Raw genomic sequence first — 16822 nt, 5'->3', positions numbered from 1 at the left:
GCGCCAAGGATAGTAGGATTCGAGAAATTGTCGCCTGCACTGCTTACACTTGTAGCATTGTCTCCCTCGACGATGCCCGTTCTTAGCGACTTGAGTTGAATTACATTGAGGACATTTCATTCTTCTATCATGCCAAACCAAGCATTACCCTTGCAGCAACGCCAATTTCGTAAGGGCATGGCAATGCCATGCCCTTACAGAGGGAATTGAGATCCGTAAATCATACTCGCATTCAGCAACGCCTAAACTTCATCGTCAAACCTCTTGAATGACATGAGTTTAAAGGAATAAAAGTCCGATTACATATTGGGACACGAAGGCATATCGTCTCCAATCAGCAATCTGGCTAGGCTGGGCAACGCTTCACCGTAGGTGGGATGAATGTGAACAGACTGCTCTAGCAGTCGCCAGGTAGCTTTAGCCTCCATCAAAGACAGGAAGACGTGGACGAGTTCAGCCGCCTCATATCCCACCAGCGTTGCGCCCAAAATTTGGTCGGTATCCTGATCAACGACCATTTGATAAAAGCCGAGGTCATGTCCCCACTCAATTGCTCGCGCAATGTAAGCCATTGGTAAGGTGACACAGCGCGCATTAATGCCCTGGTGCTGAGCCTGTTCTAATGTCATGCCGACGCGCCCAACCTGCGGCTCGGTGTAGACTGCATACCCCAAGACGCGATCGCTGCGGGTGCGTCGTTCTCCACACAAAATTGCCTTTAAGCGGCGATAGTCTTCCCAGGAAACGTGCGTGAAAGCAGGCTGTCTTGCTGCATCTCCGATCGCATAAACCCCAGGGCTGGAGGTTTGAAACTGATCGTCAATCTTGACAAAGCCTTGTGAGTCTAACTCCAGATCGGCTGCCGCTGCATTTAAAGTACTGGTGTTGGGCTTGCGTCCAATTACGACGAGCAAGGCTTCTCCTTGCAGGGTCTCACCATCATCCAGCGTTAATGTAAATACGCCATCCGCATGAGTCACCTTTTCAGTGTTGACATTGAAATGAAGTGAGATACCGTCCTGCCGGAATGCTTCTGCTAGCGTGTCGCTGACCTCGGCTTCCTCTTGAGCCAAGAGGCGATCGCCCCTCACAATCAGATGCGTCTCACTGCCCAGACGTGCCAACCCTTGCCCTAGCTCCAGACCAATGTAGCCCCCGCCAATCACTAGCAGGCGAGGCGGCAATTCCTGTAAGTCAAAGAAGTTGCGATTGGTGAGAAAAGGAGTGTCCGCTAAACCCGGAATATTGGGAATCAACGACGATGTGCCGGTGTTGATCACGACAAGAGGTGCCTCAATGGTGACATCTCCTGCTGTAATGGTGTGATAATCAGCGAACGAGGCTTCAGCACAAACGACTTGAACTCCCGCACTTTCTAGCCGTCGCTTTGTCCCCTGATTAAACTGATGACGAATTCCTCGAACCCGCTCCATTACAGCCGGAAAGTCAACCTCAACCTGAGCATGAACGCCTAGCTTTTTGGCTAAACGGGCGCGACCAGCATTGTGAGCTGCTGCTAAGAATGCTTTAGAGGGGGTGCAGCCATAGTTAATGCAGCTTCCACCCAATGCGTCCCGCTCAAATAAGACAACTTTGCGTCCTTCCTTAGCAAAGTCAGCCGCGAGGGGAACTCCACCCTGTCCACTGCCAATCACAATCAAATCTGCGGTTTCCATAATTTTCTAACTCATATCAACGATGGGCAACCGCGATCGCTCTAACATTTGCCTGACGGTCAAATAGAAATCGCGGTTTAAGTAGGATTTTAAGCAGCAATCCCAAAGATTCCAACTTTAAGGAAAAGGAACTTCCTGTTGACGCTCTTTTCTGAAAACTCTCAGGGCTAACTCAGGCAACTCTCAGTTCTACCGTGCATTCTAACGGTTAGTCCGATCGCCCAAACAACAGATCATTCCAAAAATTCTAACCAAGAGAGGTTTCTAGCATGAAGCTCAAGTCAATGAAGCGTCATTCAATAACCTCAATTGAGATAAGGCGTAGGCTGGGTGGAGCGTAGCGTAACCCAACAAAACCCAAGCCAACGTTGGGTGAAGCGAATACGTAACCCAACGTACAGTTCCTACTTCGCCTATCTGATGGTCATCCAGAGTGTTTGCAGTACAATTCCGATGAGCTGGAATGAGTCGCGTCAATGCGGATTGCTACCACTGAAAATTTAGACATTGATCTCCTTGATAAGTCAGAATCCCTTTCTCACCTTCAGCGATCGCGTCGTACAAACTTCCTACTTTCAAGGTTATAGTTCTCCCTGATTCCAACTCAAAAACAACATATCGTGGAGTAGAGGAATAGCCTCCCCGTGTATCCTCCAATTCTCTCGCACTAGAATATTTTGCAGCGACTCGTGCAGGGGAAGACAATACAGGTTGCTGTTGCAGTTTCAGTTGCTTCCATATCTCCAGAAAGATGGAAACAGCCGCAAGAACGAAGAAACCGACAACTAATAATGTATCCATTGATTCTCCTTGGAAGCTCCTACTGTATATTAGATCTCCTGTGTGAATGGTAGCGGTACTCTAAACCTTGGGTGCGTAAGGTAGGATGACAGTAAAAGTTGTTCCAATATCAAGCTCACTAGTGACTTCAATTTGTCCTTGATGCAATTCCACACACTGTTTGGCGATCGCTAACCCCAAGCCTGTTCCTTGAAGCAGTTGAGCGTTAGACGCTCGAAAGAAGGATTCAAATAGTTGGGCTTGTTCTGACTGGGGAATACCAATGCCCTGGTCTTGCACCTTAAACACAATCGTTTGTTGTTCTAGCACATAGGTGTAGTCAAGATGAACTCTTCCACCTGTAGGTGAGTACTTAATGGCATTATTCAGTAGATTGGAGAGGATCAGACGGAGGAGCGTTTTATCCATCCAGGTTTCTGGCGCATCATCTGAGTGTGTGAATATGATCTCATGGGAATCAGAGAGATTGAGGGAGCATTCTTCCAGTAGATCCTGGCATAACGGCTCTAGATCGATTGGAGTAGGATTGAAGGGTAAACGCTCTGCTTCAACTCGCCCCATGATTAACACATCTTCCATCAGTTGATTCATCTGTTGGACGGAGTCTCTAATTCGCTGTATGTAGCCTCTCATTCTGTCGTCAAACATCTCTCCCCCTCGTAGCTCTAGCAATTCGGACGCTGTCCGAATCACAGCTAGGGGGTTGCGAAACTCATGCGAGACGGTTGAAATAAATTGAGATTTGAGTTGATTCAACTCTTGTTCTGTTTCTAATGCTTTTTGCAATAACTCACTTTGACGGTAAGCACTCATGTCCCAAAACACCACAACGACTCCACCAATTCCCTCTAGCTGACGATATAGAGGAGAGGCACTATCACCAATGGGGATGCGATCGCCATTCCGGTTTATCAGAGCCGTGAATTCCTTTAGGAAAGCGACTTCCTGAGTTTGTAGAACTTGCGTTACAGGATGCTCAACCGGCAGATCGGTCACTTCATCTACAAGACGAAACACCTCCGTTATGTCCTTGCCAGAGGCCTCGGCTTCTCGCCAACCCGTCAAGCCCTCTGCCGCCGGATTCATGAAGGTGATTAATCCCTGTTCATCCGTTGCGATGACTGCATCGTTCATGGAGTGCAGTAGCGTTGCCAGGTAAGACCGATTAGTTCGCAGTTCCTTTTCGACCTGATGCTTAAACAGTGCCAACTCAACTGCAACGCGCAGTTCTCCTGAATTGAAGGGCTTAACAATGTAGCCCAAGGGGAGAGTGTTTTTTGCTCGCTGTAACGTGTTTTCATCGGCATAAGCAGTTAAAAACACAATAGGGATATCGTGTTGGCTGCAAATTTGGCTAGCCGCAGTGATACCATCCATCTCCCCCTTTAACATCACATCCATCAGCACCAAGTCGGGTTCAGTCCGGTTCACTTTGTCGATCGCCGTCGCACCAGAGGAGGCTGTACCCACGACGGTGTAACCGAGCTGCATTAGCTGACTAGCAATCGTGCGGGCAACGATAACCTCATCTTCAACCACTAAAATTTTGGCTTCCATTAGAATATCCTACTGGAGACAGACGGCAAGTTTCTCTAGATCATAGAGAAACTTGATCTTCAAGACTGGCAGTGATATCCTACTTCAATTTTCTGCAATTATTTCTGCAATCAATTGGGATTCAAAAGCGATGCTTGCAGAAACTTAATTCTAAAGGTTGTTCCGTGGTCTCGTTCAACGGTTAGATTACCCTCTAGCTGTTCAACGACCAGGTCATGGACGAGCGAAAGTCCCAAAGATTGGCTATATTTCCAGTCCACAGTTTCTGGTAAACCGATGCCATTGTCTCGAATGGTTAACTCAATCTGCTGGTGTGAGGGTGACGGTAGATAAATCTGAATTTCACCAGTGCGATCGCCTGGAAATGCATACTTTAGAGCATTCGAGATCAATTCATTCACAATTAACCCACAGGGAATTGCCTGATCAATGTTGAGCAAAACGCTGGCAATGTCCATGTGAAGGTTGATGTGACCAGGACTGAGTTGGTATGAGGTAATCAGGTTACTCGCCAGACTGGGAATATAGTCTGATAAGTCAATTTCACCAAAATCAGATGAAGCATATAGCTTCTTATGGATCAGTGACATTGACTCAATCCGATGCTGGCTTTCGCGCAGAATGTTAGTCGTTGCGGTATCCGTCACGCTCTGAGCCTGGAGCTGCAGCAGTCCAGAAATAATTTGTAAGTTGTTTTTGACGCGATGGTGAATTTCTTTGAGCAGCACTTCCCGTTCACTCAAGCTGTGTCGGAGTTGTTCTTCAGCCCGACGGCGATCGCTCACTTCTTGCTGCAAGGCGTAATTATTTGCTTCTAGCGTTTGAGAATAGATTTCTAACTGTTCATACAGTCGGGCATTTTCCAGGGCGATCGCCGCCTGTGCGGTCAAAACCTGCAAGATAACTGCCCGATCAAGAGTAAACGCATCGGTGGTGAGATTATTTTCTAGATATAGAATTCCGATCAGCTTGCCGTGTCCTTGAATGGGTGTACACAAAACGGATTTGGGCTTTCGAGACTGGATGTAGCGATCGCCAGCAAAGCGCATTTCTCGAATCGCATCTTCTAGAATAATGGTTTTCTGTTTTCGGATCACATACTGAATCAGTGAAATCGGTAGTTGGTCCGTGTCTTCTAGGGATGTGGATGAGTGAACAACGACCTCGACTGGATCAACGGTTCCAGTTGCCTCAATGCGGAAGTGTTGATTGGTTTGCAGCAAGAGCGTTCCGGCTTGCGCTCCAGCATTTTGCAGTACCAGAGTCATGAGTTGCTCTAGCAGTTTTTCCAGATTGAGTTCTCCAGAAAGCACCCGAGACGCTTTGACCACAGTTGCTAAATCCAGCGTCTCAGCATGGCTGCTGTTTGTCGTAGTCAAGGAAACATTTAGATTAACGCCTGTCGATGCGCTCCGTTGTTGCAATAAATTGGGATAGCGTGCTTCTAGCGCGTCTACTTTAGCCATTGCTCCCCACCTTAGGTAGCAATACTGCGCTTCTTGCAGATAAGCTCTAGCCAGGATTTCCTTGCCCCGCTCCAGATAAAACAGAGCTGTCCGTTCATAGGCTAATGCTTGCTCGTGGATATAACCGTGTTCTTTCGCAAGCTCCACTGCACGATCATAGCTAGCGATCGCTTCTGCATCTTCTCCTAACACTTGATATCGCTCTGCTTCGATCAAATGCCATCGGTGCAGATTATTTGTCGGCGCGTGGTATGCCCAAAGCTGCATTTTCTCCTGATTCTTGGTTATCCGTTGCAGAATAGCTGACTGCACTTCCGGGCTGGCAGTGGGGTATTGCATCAACCGCGCCAGAGAATCATAGAAGTAAAAAATTGGAAAGACTGCGTTAGAGCGTCCACCCTCAGGATAGCGGTTTGCCTGATTAGCATTTTCTACAGCCCTGTCTGCATCCTGAAAATAGCAGCTCAGTAACAGTTTATTGAAGTATAGATAGAACAATCCCTTATGGTGGTTTGCCTGCTGCAATAGCGGTAATTCTTGGAACTCATTATAGGCTTCACCTACCAACAGGGTTGGATTGGGGGTAGATTGTGTCAAGTTTGCGATCGTTTGCTGGTAAACCTGAAGTGCATTGGTATTCGTTGATTCTTTGAGCTGCGTTAATGCTTCAACATAATCTGTGATCTTGTGTTTTACCTCTGCTAACGGCATTCCCATAAAGAAACAGTGATCGCAGTGATGCAAAATGCTGTAACCCGCAAATTCAATGTCGCCTGACTCAATCCCTAACTGATAAGCCTCTTGTAACGGCTGAATGGTTTCTCTAAGATGAACTTTGCAAAATCGAACCGAGCAGTTTGCCATGAATAAGGTCTTACATCGAAGCAGAGAATTGGGAAACTGCTCCAACAGGCGAAGCCCCAATTCAACAAACTGATAGCTTCGATCCAGATCTAAAACTACACAGTTTAAGATGTTGGCATAGGCTGCATAGGCAAATGCCGACAGTTCATGGTTGCCATACTCAACAGACAAATTCACCATCTTGAGAATGAGCAGAGGAAAGAGCGGCGGCGCAGCCTGATAGGAAGGGGCAAGCAGATGAGTCAAAATTCGGAGACTCTGAATGGCGATCGCATCGGTCATAGGCGGTAAATCAATGAGGGTCTGAATTTGCCGATCAGCCAGCCTTGCAGCCGTTTCACCAAATGCAGCTTCAATCTCCGCACTAGTGGGTGATACGGGCAAAATTACCCCAAACTCCTCTAAGGTCTTGAGTCCGATTTGCAGCGCAGCTAAAAACTGCATTTGAGAACCATATGCCTGAATCTGCACCTCGTAGATCTTGACCTTATCGGGTAGACTTCGAGCGTGTGTCAGCACAATGGCTGTAAATTGCTCGGTCTGCTCCAGATCGCCATTCAGATAAGCTGCCTCAGCCGCCAGAGTGTAGAGTGCTAGCGTCAGGTAATACTCGGTGTGCCAGGAATCTTGCGGTAACAGGTCTAGGGCAGTTTTGAGATACTGCATAGTTGCGCTAAAGGCAGCAGAGGCTTTGGCTTTCTGGGCTGCAATTAGGTTCAACCGTACCAGTTCTTGTCGCGCTGCCAATGGGACAAGCTCTACCCCTATGTTCAGTTGATTCACAATATCAAAAATGTGCTGTTCTCGTTGCTCTGGTGGGGTATGTTGCAAGATTTTCTGTCCGATCTGCCAGTGAATCGCAGGTCGTTCTGCCACTGAGTTAAGAGAATAAGCTGCTTGCTGAATCCGGTCGTGGGCAAACTTGTACTCCATTCGCAACGCATCACCTGATTTAGGGATGCCTAACTCCATTCGCTTATAGCTATCGTTAAGCGGAATGATCAAACCGATGTTGACCGCTTCTTTGAGCAGCACAATTGCCTGCACTGCATCAGCTTCTTGAAGAACACCCACCGACTGTAAAACGAATGTCAATGTTTGCAGATCAAATCGGTTACCAATACATGCCGCATACCGCAATCCATCCTGGTTGTTCTGCTGCAAACGTTGGATTTTAATCACAAGCAATTCCACTACGTTGTCGGTGATATTGCGTTGTTGAATCTCGGCGATCGCCCATTTCCACTGGTTATTCTGATAATCAAACGTGAGTAGCTGTTCGACATACAGCGCCCGCAAAAACTCATTGATGAAGAAAGGATTGCCATTAGTTTTGGTCAGCACCAGATCTGCCAGAGGTGCAACCTCCTCCATAGAACGATTTAGGGTGTCCACTAATAAGTGTTGGATATCCAGTTTCTGTAGAGGTGAGAGGGCGATCGCTTGAATGGGGATTCCTGCGCTTTGCATCTCTGCGATCGCCTGAGTTAAAGGATGAGTAGCACTCACTTCATTGTCTCGATAGGCTCCAATCAAGAACAGAAAAGGAACCTTTGTCGTCATCAACACCTGGATCAATTGCAGCGATGCAGCATCAACCCACTGCAAATCGTCTAGAAAGATAACGAGCGGGTGATGAGGTTGTGCCAAGACCTGAATAAACTGCTGCAATACCCGATTGAAGCGATTTCGGGTTTCTGTGGGCGGCAGTTCTGGTACAGGGGGTTGTGGCCCTAAAACCAGTGCCAGTTCAGGAATCACGTCCACCATCACTTGAGTGTTGGGTTCTAGTGCGGACAAGAGTTGCGATCGCCAATCATTCAATTGAGTTTCCGGCTCGGTCAACAACTGCTCTACCCACCCAGAAAACGCATTGACGAATGCAGAATAGGGAATATTACGCTGATATTGATCAAACTTTCCGGTAATAACATATCCCCGCTGCTGGGTAATCGGCTTGTAGATTTCCTGCACTAACGATGTTTTACCAATACCGGAGTAACCGGAGATGAGCATGAGTTCGCTTTGAGGGGGAACAAGGTTCGGGGCTGGATTTCCCCATCCCCCATCCTCCATTCCCTTCCCCTTCCTATTCCCTGCTCCTACCACCCGCTCAAATGCCGCTAACAATGCCTCAACTTCTTGATTTCTGCCATACAGTTTTTGAGGAATCTGAAAGGTTTCTGAACTGTCGTATCGCGCCAAAGGGAAGGCTGCAACTTCTTGTATAGTTTGCAACTGAGTCAGACAGGCTTCAAGATCAGATTGAATGCCCCGACAGCTTTGATAGCGGTCTTCTGCGGTTTTTGCCAGCAGTTTCATCACGATCGCAGAGACGGGTTGGGGAATCGTGGAGAGGCGATCGCTCGGCGAAACAGGATTTTTGGCTAAGTGACAGTGAACTAATTCCAGTGCATCATCGGCAGTAAAGGGAAGTTGCTGGGTCAGCAGTTCATATAGCGTCATGCCGAGAGAGTAAAAGTCAGTGCGGTAATCAATCGATCGATTCATCCGCCCAGTCTGCTCTGGAGACATATAGGCAAGCGTACCTTCTAAGATATCCGGGTTACGGAGCGTAGGGGTTTCTCGGGTAATTCGACTGGCAATGCCAAAATCAATCAGCTTAAGCTGCCCAGTCGTCGGATTCCAGACAATATTAGAGGGGTTAATGTCTTTGTGAATGACCTGCTGCTGGTGTACTTGCCCCAAAATCTCAGTGATCTGAATTCCTAGAGTAAGCGCTTCTGTAAGAGTAAGCGCCCGCTGAGTCAGCCAGTAGGCTAAAGATTCTCCAGCAAAATCTTCTAGAAACATCACCAGGGTATTTTGATAAGTTTCAATGCCATAGACCTGGATTACCCCTTCCAGATTTAGCGATCGGGTAATTTCGTGCTCTTGTCGATACCGCGTCAACTCATCGGGGGTGGGATAGTCAGGCTTTAGCGCTTTGAACACCAGCGGCTGCAAATCTAGCTCCCGCACCCCTCGATACACTAGCGAATTCGCGCTTTCATAAATCTTTGAGCCAATAAGATAGCCAGAAAGGGATAGCATGATTGATTCGCCTCAAGCAACTGCTATGCTCCTTCAATTAAATCACTCCTGGATATAGCGCTACACGCATCCTTTAGGACACGATTTTCGATGAGGGATCACGGGAATCCTAAAGCTGCTGACTTCCCCTTCCTCCCATGAAGATGCCTCAACTCCGCAGCAGTAAAGCACTACCTTTGCAGATCGTTCTAGTTGTTCCCTTTGTTCTGCAAATTTTCGGAACGGTTAGCTTGGTCGGCTACCTGTCTCTCAAAAATGGGCAAAGGGCTGTGAACAATCTGGCAGAACAGGTGATCGATCGCACCAGCAATGTAGTGGATGAACACTTACAGTCTTACCTTTCTATCCCGCAAACGCTGAATCAGATTAACGCAGATGCCATTAAGAGAGGAATTCTGGATGTGCGCGAGCAGGAAGCCGTTGGCGAGTATTTCTGGGATCAAATGCAGGCGTATGACCTGTCTTACATTGGCATAGGTCTAACCACAGGGGAAGGAATTGGAACGGCTCGGTACGATGGCAGAACTATCACCATTGATGATTGGGTGGCTAGACAGTCGAATAACACCATCAACTACGCCACTGACCGCCGGGGACGCCGAACCCGAGTGAATTATCGCTGGACTTGGAACAGTTTTAGCGAAGCTTGGTACACCGAACCGATTGCTGCTGGTAAACCCATCTGGAAGATTTATGCTGCAAATTTGCCTAACGGACCCTACATTGCTGCCTCTGCCAGTCGCCCCATCTACGATTCGCAAAATCGCCTTTTAGGAATGATTGCCTCTGATATTCATCTACTCAAACTCAACGATTTTCTAAATAGATTAGAAGTTAGCCAATCTGGGCAAGTCTTTCTGATGGAGCGAGATGGCACACTGATTGCTAGTTCTGGCACAGAAAGACCTTTTACCCTGGTCAACCGAAAAATTCATCGACTGCGGGCGATTGATAGTTCCAATCCAATTATCCAGACTGTTGTTCAACACCTCCAAACTTCTAGTGGGTTACAGTCAATCACCCAACATACTGACTTTCGGCTTGAGATTCAGGGGCAACAGCACTTTGTCAGCGTTGTGCCCTGGCGTGATGAGTATGGTTTGGATTGGCTATTGGTCATTAGTGTGCCGGAAAACACATTTATGGCTCAAATTGATGCCAACACGCACATTACGATCGCTCTTTGTTTGGGTGCATTAGTGCTTGCTTTGATTATGAGCGTGTTGACCTCACGTTGGATTGTGCAACCGATTCTTCACCTCAGCCATGCCAGTGAGTCAGTAGCAGCCGGCAATCTAGAACAAACGGTAGAAAAAAGCAGAATTCGCGAGCTCGATACGCTGTCCAATTCCTTTAACCACATGGCAAACCAGCTGTATCAATCGTTTGCCGCACTGGAGCAAAGCAAGGCGGAATTGGAAGATCGGGTGGAAGATCGCACGGCTGAACTCAAAAATACGTTGATAAAATTGCAGCATACCCAGATTCAAATGATTCAAAGTGAAAAGATGTCGGGTCTGGGGCAGCTTGTTGCTGGAGTGGCCCATGAAATCAACAATCCAGTCAATTTCATTCACGGCAATCTCGACCCAGTGCAAGAATACACTGAGGATTTATTGAAACTTGTGCAGCTATATCAGCAGTACTATCCCAACTCTGCCACTGAAATTCAAAGGACTGTTGAGGAGATCGACCTGAAGTTTTTGCAACAAGATTTGCCAAAGATACTAAATTCCATGAAATTGGGAACCGGGCGCATTCGACAAATCGTGTTGTCTCTGCGAAACTTTTCCCGAATGGATGAATCTGAATTTAAGGCAGTTGATATTCACGAAGGCATTGACAGCACCTTACTGATTTTGCAGCATCGTTTTAAAGCTAAGTCTGAATATTCAAAGATTGAATTAATAAAAAACTACGGATCACTTCCTCTAGTGGAATGTTACGCTGGGCAGCTCAACCAGGTGTTTATGAATGTTTTGGTGAATGCTCTAGATGCATTAGAAGAAAGTATTCAACGTACTCATGAGGAAGTGAAGAGCCAGCCAAGCCAAATTACAATCCGTACATCTGTTTTAAGTGAGGAATGGGTAGAAGTGGCGATCGCCGACAACGGATCAGGGATGCCCGAAGCCGTTCGACAACGTATTTTTGACCCCTTCTTCACCACCAAACCTTTTGGCAAAGGCACGGGCATGGGTATGTCTATTAGCTATCAAATTGTTACAGAGAAACACGGTGGCAAATTGGAATGCTACTCCATTCCGGGGCAGGGAACTGAGTTTGTCATTCAGATTCCTCTGCAGCAAAAAGTTTTGATCTAATCTAACGGATATGCTAGTTGAGCGATCGAATCTGTTAGCTTCAAGGGCAAAAAACGTAATCTCTAGACCATCTTATATAGAGGATCTTATACCTTAGCTTCACATAGCCTTATCGGCATTTTATGATTTTCCAATGAATTGCTGTGATTCAATTAAAAAACAGGGAATTCTACTGAGGGATGGCACTTAACTGCACTCATTCAGGAAAACTATAATGTCACCAGCGACACAAACAAAGACGAATTCTCATTCTTTAGATTCTGCGATCGCTCCCCGTTCAGTTCGTTTACTTCTAGCCTTATGGTTTCTAGGGGGTAAGGACGTTAATCAGAGAAAGGTTAGCGATCGATTGAAGGTAGGCGGAAAGAAGAGTCCCGACTGTGATGAGCTTTATGCTCGTTTAGAGCGGGAAGAAGCGATTGAAGTTGCGAAGAAAAAGGTTTCTATTACAAACAAAGGAATTGAATTACTGGGTCAAGGTTTGCAAAGTTCTGATCTTGCTATAGAAGGGACAATTGTGGGTTCCTGGATGGCAAAAGCTTTGCTGAAGTGGATTCAACAATCGGATGTAAGTGTGAATGGCGCTGCAACCAATGGTAAAGTTGCCCATTCTGAAATTACTTCTTACGAAGAATTTAAGCCTGAAGCGCTAAAACTATTTGAGAAATTGGATAAAGGTTACAACTACAGCGGTCTGGTTCCAATCTGGCACATGCGACGTGAGCTAGGCGATCGTGTCGGACGTGTGGAATTTAGCGACTGGATGATGGAAATGCAGGCAGAGCAAAAATTTTATTTGCAGGGTGGTGAAGCTCGTGAAGCAACTGAAGATCAAAAACGAGATTCCATCACCAATGAGATTAGGGGACTGCTGTTCTTTGCCAGCAAAGAATCCTGAGTTTTAATCAGCAAGCTAGTTCAATCAATTCAGTATTCAGAAGTGGAGTCAAAAGCGAATGATTGCCGTGCAAGATCCGTATGCCCTGTTTGAGGAAGCTCGTCAACAGGGACCAAACCCTTTTAGAAAAGATTTGGTCATTGCAGCCGAAGAGGTTTGGGGAGAAGTAATCAGTGATTTACCTGCTATCAATCAGCACATTGAACAAAAAATTGATCAATCAATCGCTGAAGTTCGTCAAAAGTATCTGAGCAAAGTTGGTATTGTTGTCAAGGGTGATAAAGGTACTGGAAAAAGCCATGCAATCCGCCGAATATGGAAGAAAATTGAGCATGAAGGAGGTGCGCTATTTTCCTATATCTCCCCTTGTGCAAATCCAAAAATTATTGATGCTCATGTACGTTTTCATCTCGTTGAAAGTTTCACACATCAGGATTCTCACAAAGTAACCCAGTGGCAGCAGTTCGCTGCAACGTTAATCTCAAGCTTAAAAGGTACAGATTACGAGGAAGCGTACAAGGAATACATCGAGAGATGTAGTCAGCCTAATGAACTGAAGAAATACATCCAAAAAACAAGCAGCGGCTCTAGCTTAGTTGATTTGTTCGGGGCTCTAGCTGAGGCAATTCTAGAAAACCACCCTGAATTAGACTACTACTTCACCAAGGCGGCTCTGCTGTCGTTGCTTGGAACTGCTCTTGCTGCACAAGTGGCGTTGTCGTGGATTAAGGGAGAAGATTCTCCTGATGTTAAGAGATTTGGCTTGCCAGAGTATTCGCTAGAGCAACACCAAACCAGAAATATCTGGGTCATCAAACAGATCTGCAAACTTGCCGAAGTTGCCTCTCTACCCGTCATTGTTTGGTTCGATCAAGCCGAGTCGTCGCTAGCTGATTCTGAAACCGGAGATAGTGCTGTTGTAGTCGTCGCTAGATGTATCGACAGAATTTACTTTGATTGTACCAACGTAATCCTTCTATCCTGCTTCCAAAGCGATAAATGGAGAGAAGTTTTGCAAATGCAAGGCGGAATTCCTGACCGGGTAGGTCAAAGAATTTTAGAAGCTAAGCCTGCGACAGCAGAACAGATGATAGAGCTGATTCAGATGAGAATGAATTGGTTCTACGAATGCAAGGGACTTAACTTTAATAATTACCCACGCTTGTACCCTTTGGAAGAAGCAAGAATTAGAGAAATTGCAAAAGCTGGAGCTGGAGTGCGTACCTTGTTAAAGACTTGTGCTGAGGCTTTTGAGATGATAGGACTCGTTGATCCAGATCCAAAACCAGTTGCTCTAGATTCAACATTCGTTGATCCAGATCCAAAAGAGAAGCAGAAGAAGCAAGTTTTGGAAACTTACAATGAGTTGCTGAATAAGATCTCTCCTCCAAGCAAGGAAGACGAAAAAATTGCTGCAATTATTACCTGCGCGATGAAGATGCTTCCGAAATCAGGAACAGCAAATGTGGTAGTTAATCAAGTTAAAGCCGTTGGTTCTTCTTCAACCCACGATCTGCACTTGATTACATCTGGCTACGATGTGAAGCAAGGAAGAGAAGTCACTATCGGAGTTAGAATCTGCGAAACAAAGAGTGCTAAAACCTTCAATGCAGTAATGAAGCGATTGACCGATTACAGGAAATACAAGATTACACGAGGTTGTCTAATTCGTTCTACTGTAGTACCGCTGAGCTGGAAGATTGGTCAACAGCTTAAGCAACAGCTCGTAGAACACCAGGGTGGAGAAGTTGTGGTGCTTGAGAAAGAACACATCAGACCTTTAGCTGCTTTAGAACGAATTTACGAGCAGTCAGCAGACTATGGATTTGAAAAGGAGGAGTTAGTCTCTCTGGTGCAGGAACTCAACTTGGTAACAGATAACCCGTTGATTCAAGAGATTTTAAGCGCGCCAAATCAAGAATGAGTATCCAAATTTTCAAAGGAATTCAGCTTCCTGCACTTGATCTTGAGATGCTGAACTTGGGCAAGCTGATTGCTATTCCATTCAAGCAATCAGTATCAGAGGGTCAAGTGTTTTGGCTCTATCCAAGTCAACAGCTTCCGTCGGATTTAACACTTGAGCAGTATTACAAGCCAGAATACCTGAGTTTTGCTAGCAGATCACTGCAAAAGAGCGCTATCGCCCCTGTCCAGATGCCAACTTGGGGGCAGTGTGAATATCATTGGCAAATTCACTCCAACAATAAGCATCTTCTACCTAAAATTGCTCAGTCTACCATCTGGAATTTAAGCGCTTTAGAGCATCTTTTCGGACAGCACAACGTACTTAAGATGCTATTCCTTCGGGTGCATTATTTCTCTGAACCTTGTGTTGTCAACTCCTTACTTCAGTCGGGTTATTTCTTCTGGACTCAAGCAGAAGATAAAATAACGACACCCAACGAACACGACACATCTGTTGTTTCTAAGGTAGGTTTTGACCGACGTAAAAATCTTCTGATGTCAGGAGAGATTTACCCCTATACCAGCTTGGAATCTTTGCAGCTTCAAGTTGAAGAGGTCGCGACTGATAATCCAAATGCAAGTCAGTTGAATCACAACCTCAAGCAACTTCTGGGTTGGACTAGTCACAACAAACTTGAATCTAAAGAACCGGAATGGATGAGTAAAATCGCTATTTTAGGCGATCGCAGCAAAGAGGCTGAAGGCACAAGCAATTATCAGGCTGGAACAGATTTTGAAAATATTGTTCGTCAAAGTTTAGAGTTTTTAGGCTTCAAGATTGATTACTCTCATAGGGGTGGCGCAGGAGGACTAGATCTATTTTGTTCTGCACCTTATCCCCTAGTTGGGGAGTGTAAATCAGGCAAAAAGATTCCTAACGATACAGCCGTTCAACTCTTAAATCTTGGAACAATTCGCCTTGAGAATAAAGAGACCTTTAGTAAGGCGGCAAAATTAATCATCGGTCCAGGCGAACCTACAGATCAACTTCAAAAAGCAGCCAAAGTACACGGTATGGCAATCATTCACCCTACGACTCTTGAAAAACTCGTCAAACTTCATCACAAATATCCAATCGATCTATTTAAGCTGAAGGATTACCTCATAGATGGTCAAGCAGATGATGAAGTAGAGAGATATATTCATCAGAATCTCCAGGCAGCTAAGCTGAGAGCATACATTATTCAACTCGTTAAAAACTTTCTAGAAAACTCACTCGATGAGGACGCTGATATTGCCCAACTTCATGCAGTGTATGTAGTTTCAAAGCCTCCTCAACCTCTTAAGCGAGAGGAAATGTACGAAATTTTAGTAGAACTGTCTTCTCCGTTGACAGGTTACTTAGGACGACGAAAAGGGGACGTTGGAAGCGATCGCTTCTACTTCCTCCGTCACATGCCTGAAATAGTAGATCAGTAAGCCATTGCAGAATGAATAGGGCTAAACACATATCCTTCAATCATTTTGATTTTCTGGAAACCCAAATTGATCCGGCAACTCGCTGGACGTAATTTGTAGAACCTCAAGCAATTTTTTGTATTGAGCAGGTGTGAGTCTTGGTACTGCTCGACCTGCCTCCCAGTTTCTTACCGTCGTTTCCGTTACTCCTAGCGCATCTGCCAACTGCTTTTGAGTCAGAAATCGTTGAACTCTGAGTCGCATCAATGGCGATCGATCGGATTTGCTAGTCATTTACGCAAGCTGGTTGACGGTTAGCGTAATTTGATTTACGCTTTATAGACATCGAATAAAGGCAGTATCTCCCAATCTGGTTACAGTTTGGGGCAAGAAATTGCCTTTTCATCAGTTTGTCATCAAACGAAGTCTTTCAGACAACCATTCTGCCAGTCGGGTGACTGTTTGTTCTGCTTGCTTTTGAGCAGTCCAGTCAGACTGTGGCTTTGCCATGCCTATTTTCCCTTACTGCGACGCAATAGCGCGATCGCCTCCATTTCCCATGCCATCCTATCGAGATTCCTTGCATCCCTGGTGCATCGTCCGCTCCTTTCCCAATGCTCATACCCTGATTGTTGCTCGTTTTCGCCGTCGCAGTGACGCAGAAGCTCAGTTGAAAACCTTACAGCGTTTGATACCGACAGCTAGCTTTTGCGTGGTGTTTGATGCAGGACAGCATTCTGACTCAGAGCAATTACAGGACAAACAGGATGAGCCGAAATGAGTAATCAAAATCCAGGTTGCTGTCCTGAATTCGCAAAA

General features: G+C 45.9%; 10 protein-coding genes. 5 read left to right on the top strand and 5 right to left on the bottom strand.

All coding sequences use genetic code 11. The features are described from left to right. Positions 1 to 299: 299 nt before the first annotated feature. The 4 genes from H6F88_RS28025 to H6F88_RS28010 form a co-directional block, all read right to left on the bottom strand. The gene (locus H6F88_RS28025; RefSeq protein WP_190646084.1) at positions 300 to 1676 is read right to left on the bottom strand and encodes an FAD-dependent oxidoreductase; all 1377 of its coding nucleotides are present in this window, start codon (positions 1674 to 1676) and stop codon (positions 300 to 302) included. A 486-nt stretch (positions 1677 to 2162) separates the two neighbouring features. Then, positions 2163 to 2477, bottom strand: a complete 315-nt coding sequence (locus H6F88_RS28020; RefSeq protein WP_190646083.1) for a DUF2500 domain-containing protein — start codon at positions 2475 to 2477, stop codon at positions 2163 to 2165. Between the two features lie 60 nt (positions 2478 to 2537). After that, a complete protein-coding gene (locus H6F88_RS28015; RefSeq protein WP_190646082.1) occupies positions 2538 to 4034 on the bottom strand; it encodes an ATP-binding protein in 1497 nt (498 codons plus the stop codon). 110 nt (positions 4035 to 4144) lie between these two features. Next, positions 4145 to 9418, bottom strand: coding sequence for an AAA family ATPase (locus tag H6F88_RS28010; RefSeq protein WP_190646081.1), 5274 nt, complete (start codon positions 9416 to 9418; stop codon positions 4145 to 4147). A gap of 137 nt (positions 9419 to 9555) precedes the next feature. On the opposite strand from H6F88_RS28010, the gene H6F88_RS28005 reads away from it, so the two are divergent. The 4 genes from H6F88_RS28005 to H6F88_RS27990 all read left to right on the top strand — a co-directional run bounded on the left by H6F88_RS28005 (position 9556) and on the right by H6F88_RS27990 (position 16024). Continuing rightward, on the top strand, positions 9556 to 11742 hold the full coding sequence (locus H6F88_RS28005) for an ATP-binding protein (RefSeq protein WP_190646080.1): 2187 nt from the start codon (positions 9556 to 9558) through the stop codon (positions 11740 to 11742). A 214-nt stretch (positions 11743 to 11956) separates the two neighbouring features. Next, positions 11957 to 12640 carry a hypothetical protein gene (locus H6F88_RS28000; protein WP_190646079.1) on the top strand — a complete coding sequence of 228 codons (684 nt, stop codon included), beginning with the start codon at positions 11957 to 11959 and terminating at the stop codon, positions 12638 to 12640. 58 nt (positions 12641 to 12698) lie between these two features. Then, on the top strand, positions 12699 to 14564 hold the full coding sequence (locus H6F88_RS27995) for a hypothetical protein (RefSeq protein ID WP_199333834.1): 1866 nt from the start codon (positions 12699 to 12701) through the stop codon (positions 14562 to 14564). Beyond that, on the top strand, positions 14561 to 16024 hold the full coding sequence (locus H6F88_RS27990) for a DUF1802 family protein (protein ID WP_190646078.1): 1464 nt from the start codon (positions 14561 to 14563) through the stop codon (positions 16022 to 16024). The genes H6F88_RS27995 and H6F88_RS27990 overlap by 4 nt, the downstream gene beginning before the upstream one ends. Before the next feature lie 36 nt (positions 16025 to 16060). Here the strand turns inward: H6F88_RS27990 and H6F88_RS27985 are convergent, their stop codons facing one another. Continuing rightward, positions 16061 to 16297, bottom strand: coding sequence for a helix-turn-helix transcriptional regulator (locus H6F88_RS27985; RefSeq protein ID WP_190646077.1), 237 nt, complete (start codon positions 16295 to 16297; stop codon positions 16061 to 16063). 214 nt (positions 16298 to 16511) lie between these two features. Between H6F88_RS27985 and H6F88_RS27980 the strand changes: the two genes are divergently transcribed. Further along, positions 16512 to 16784, top strand: coding sequence for a hypothetical protein (locus H6F88_RS27980; RefSeq protein WP_199333833.1), 273 nt, complete (start codon positions 16512 to 16514; stop codon positions 16782 to 16784). Positions 16785 to 16822: the final 38 nt, after the last annotated feature.

This window comes from Oculatella sp. FACHB-28 (assembly GCF_014696015.1).
Classification (GTDB): domain Bacteria; phylum Cyanobacteriota; class Cyanobacteriia; order Elainellales; family Elainellaceae; genus JAAUTN01.
The sequence above is the reverse complement of the archived record's forward strand: the minus strand, read 5'-3'. Positions and strand labels throughout refer to the sequence as shown.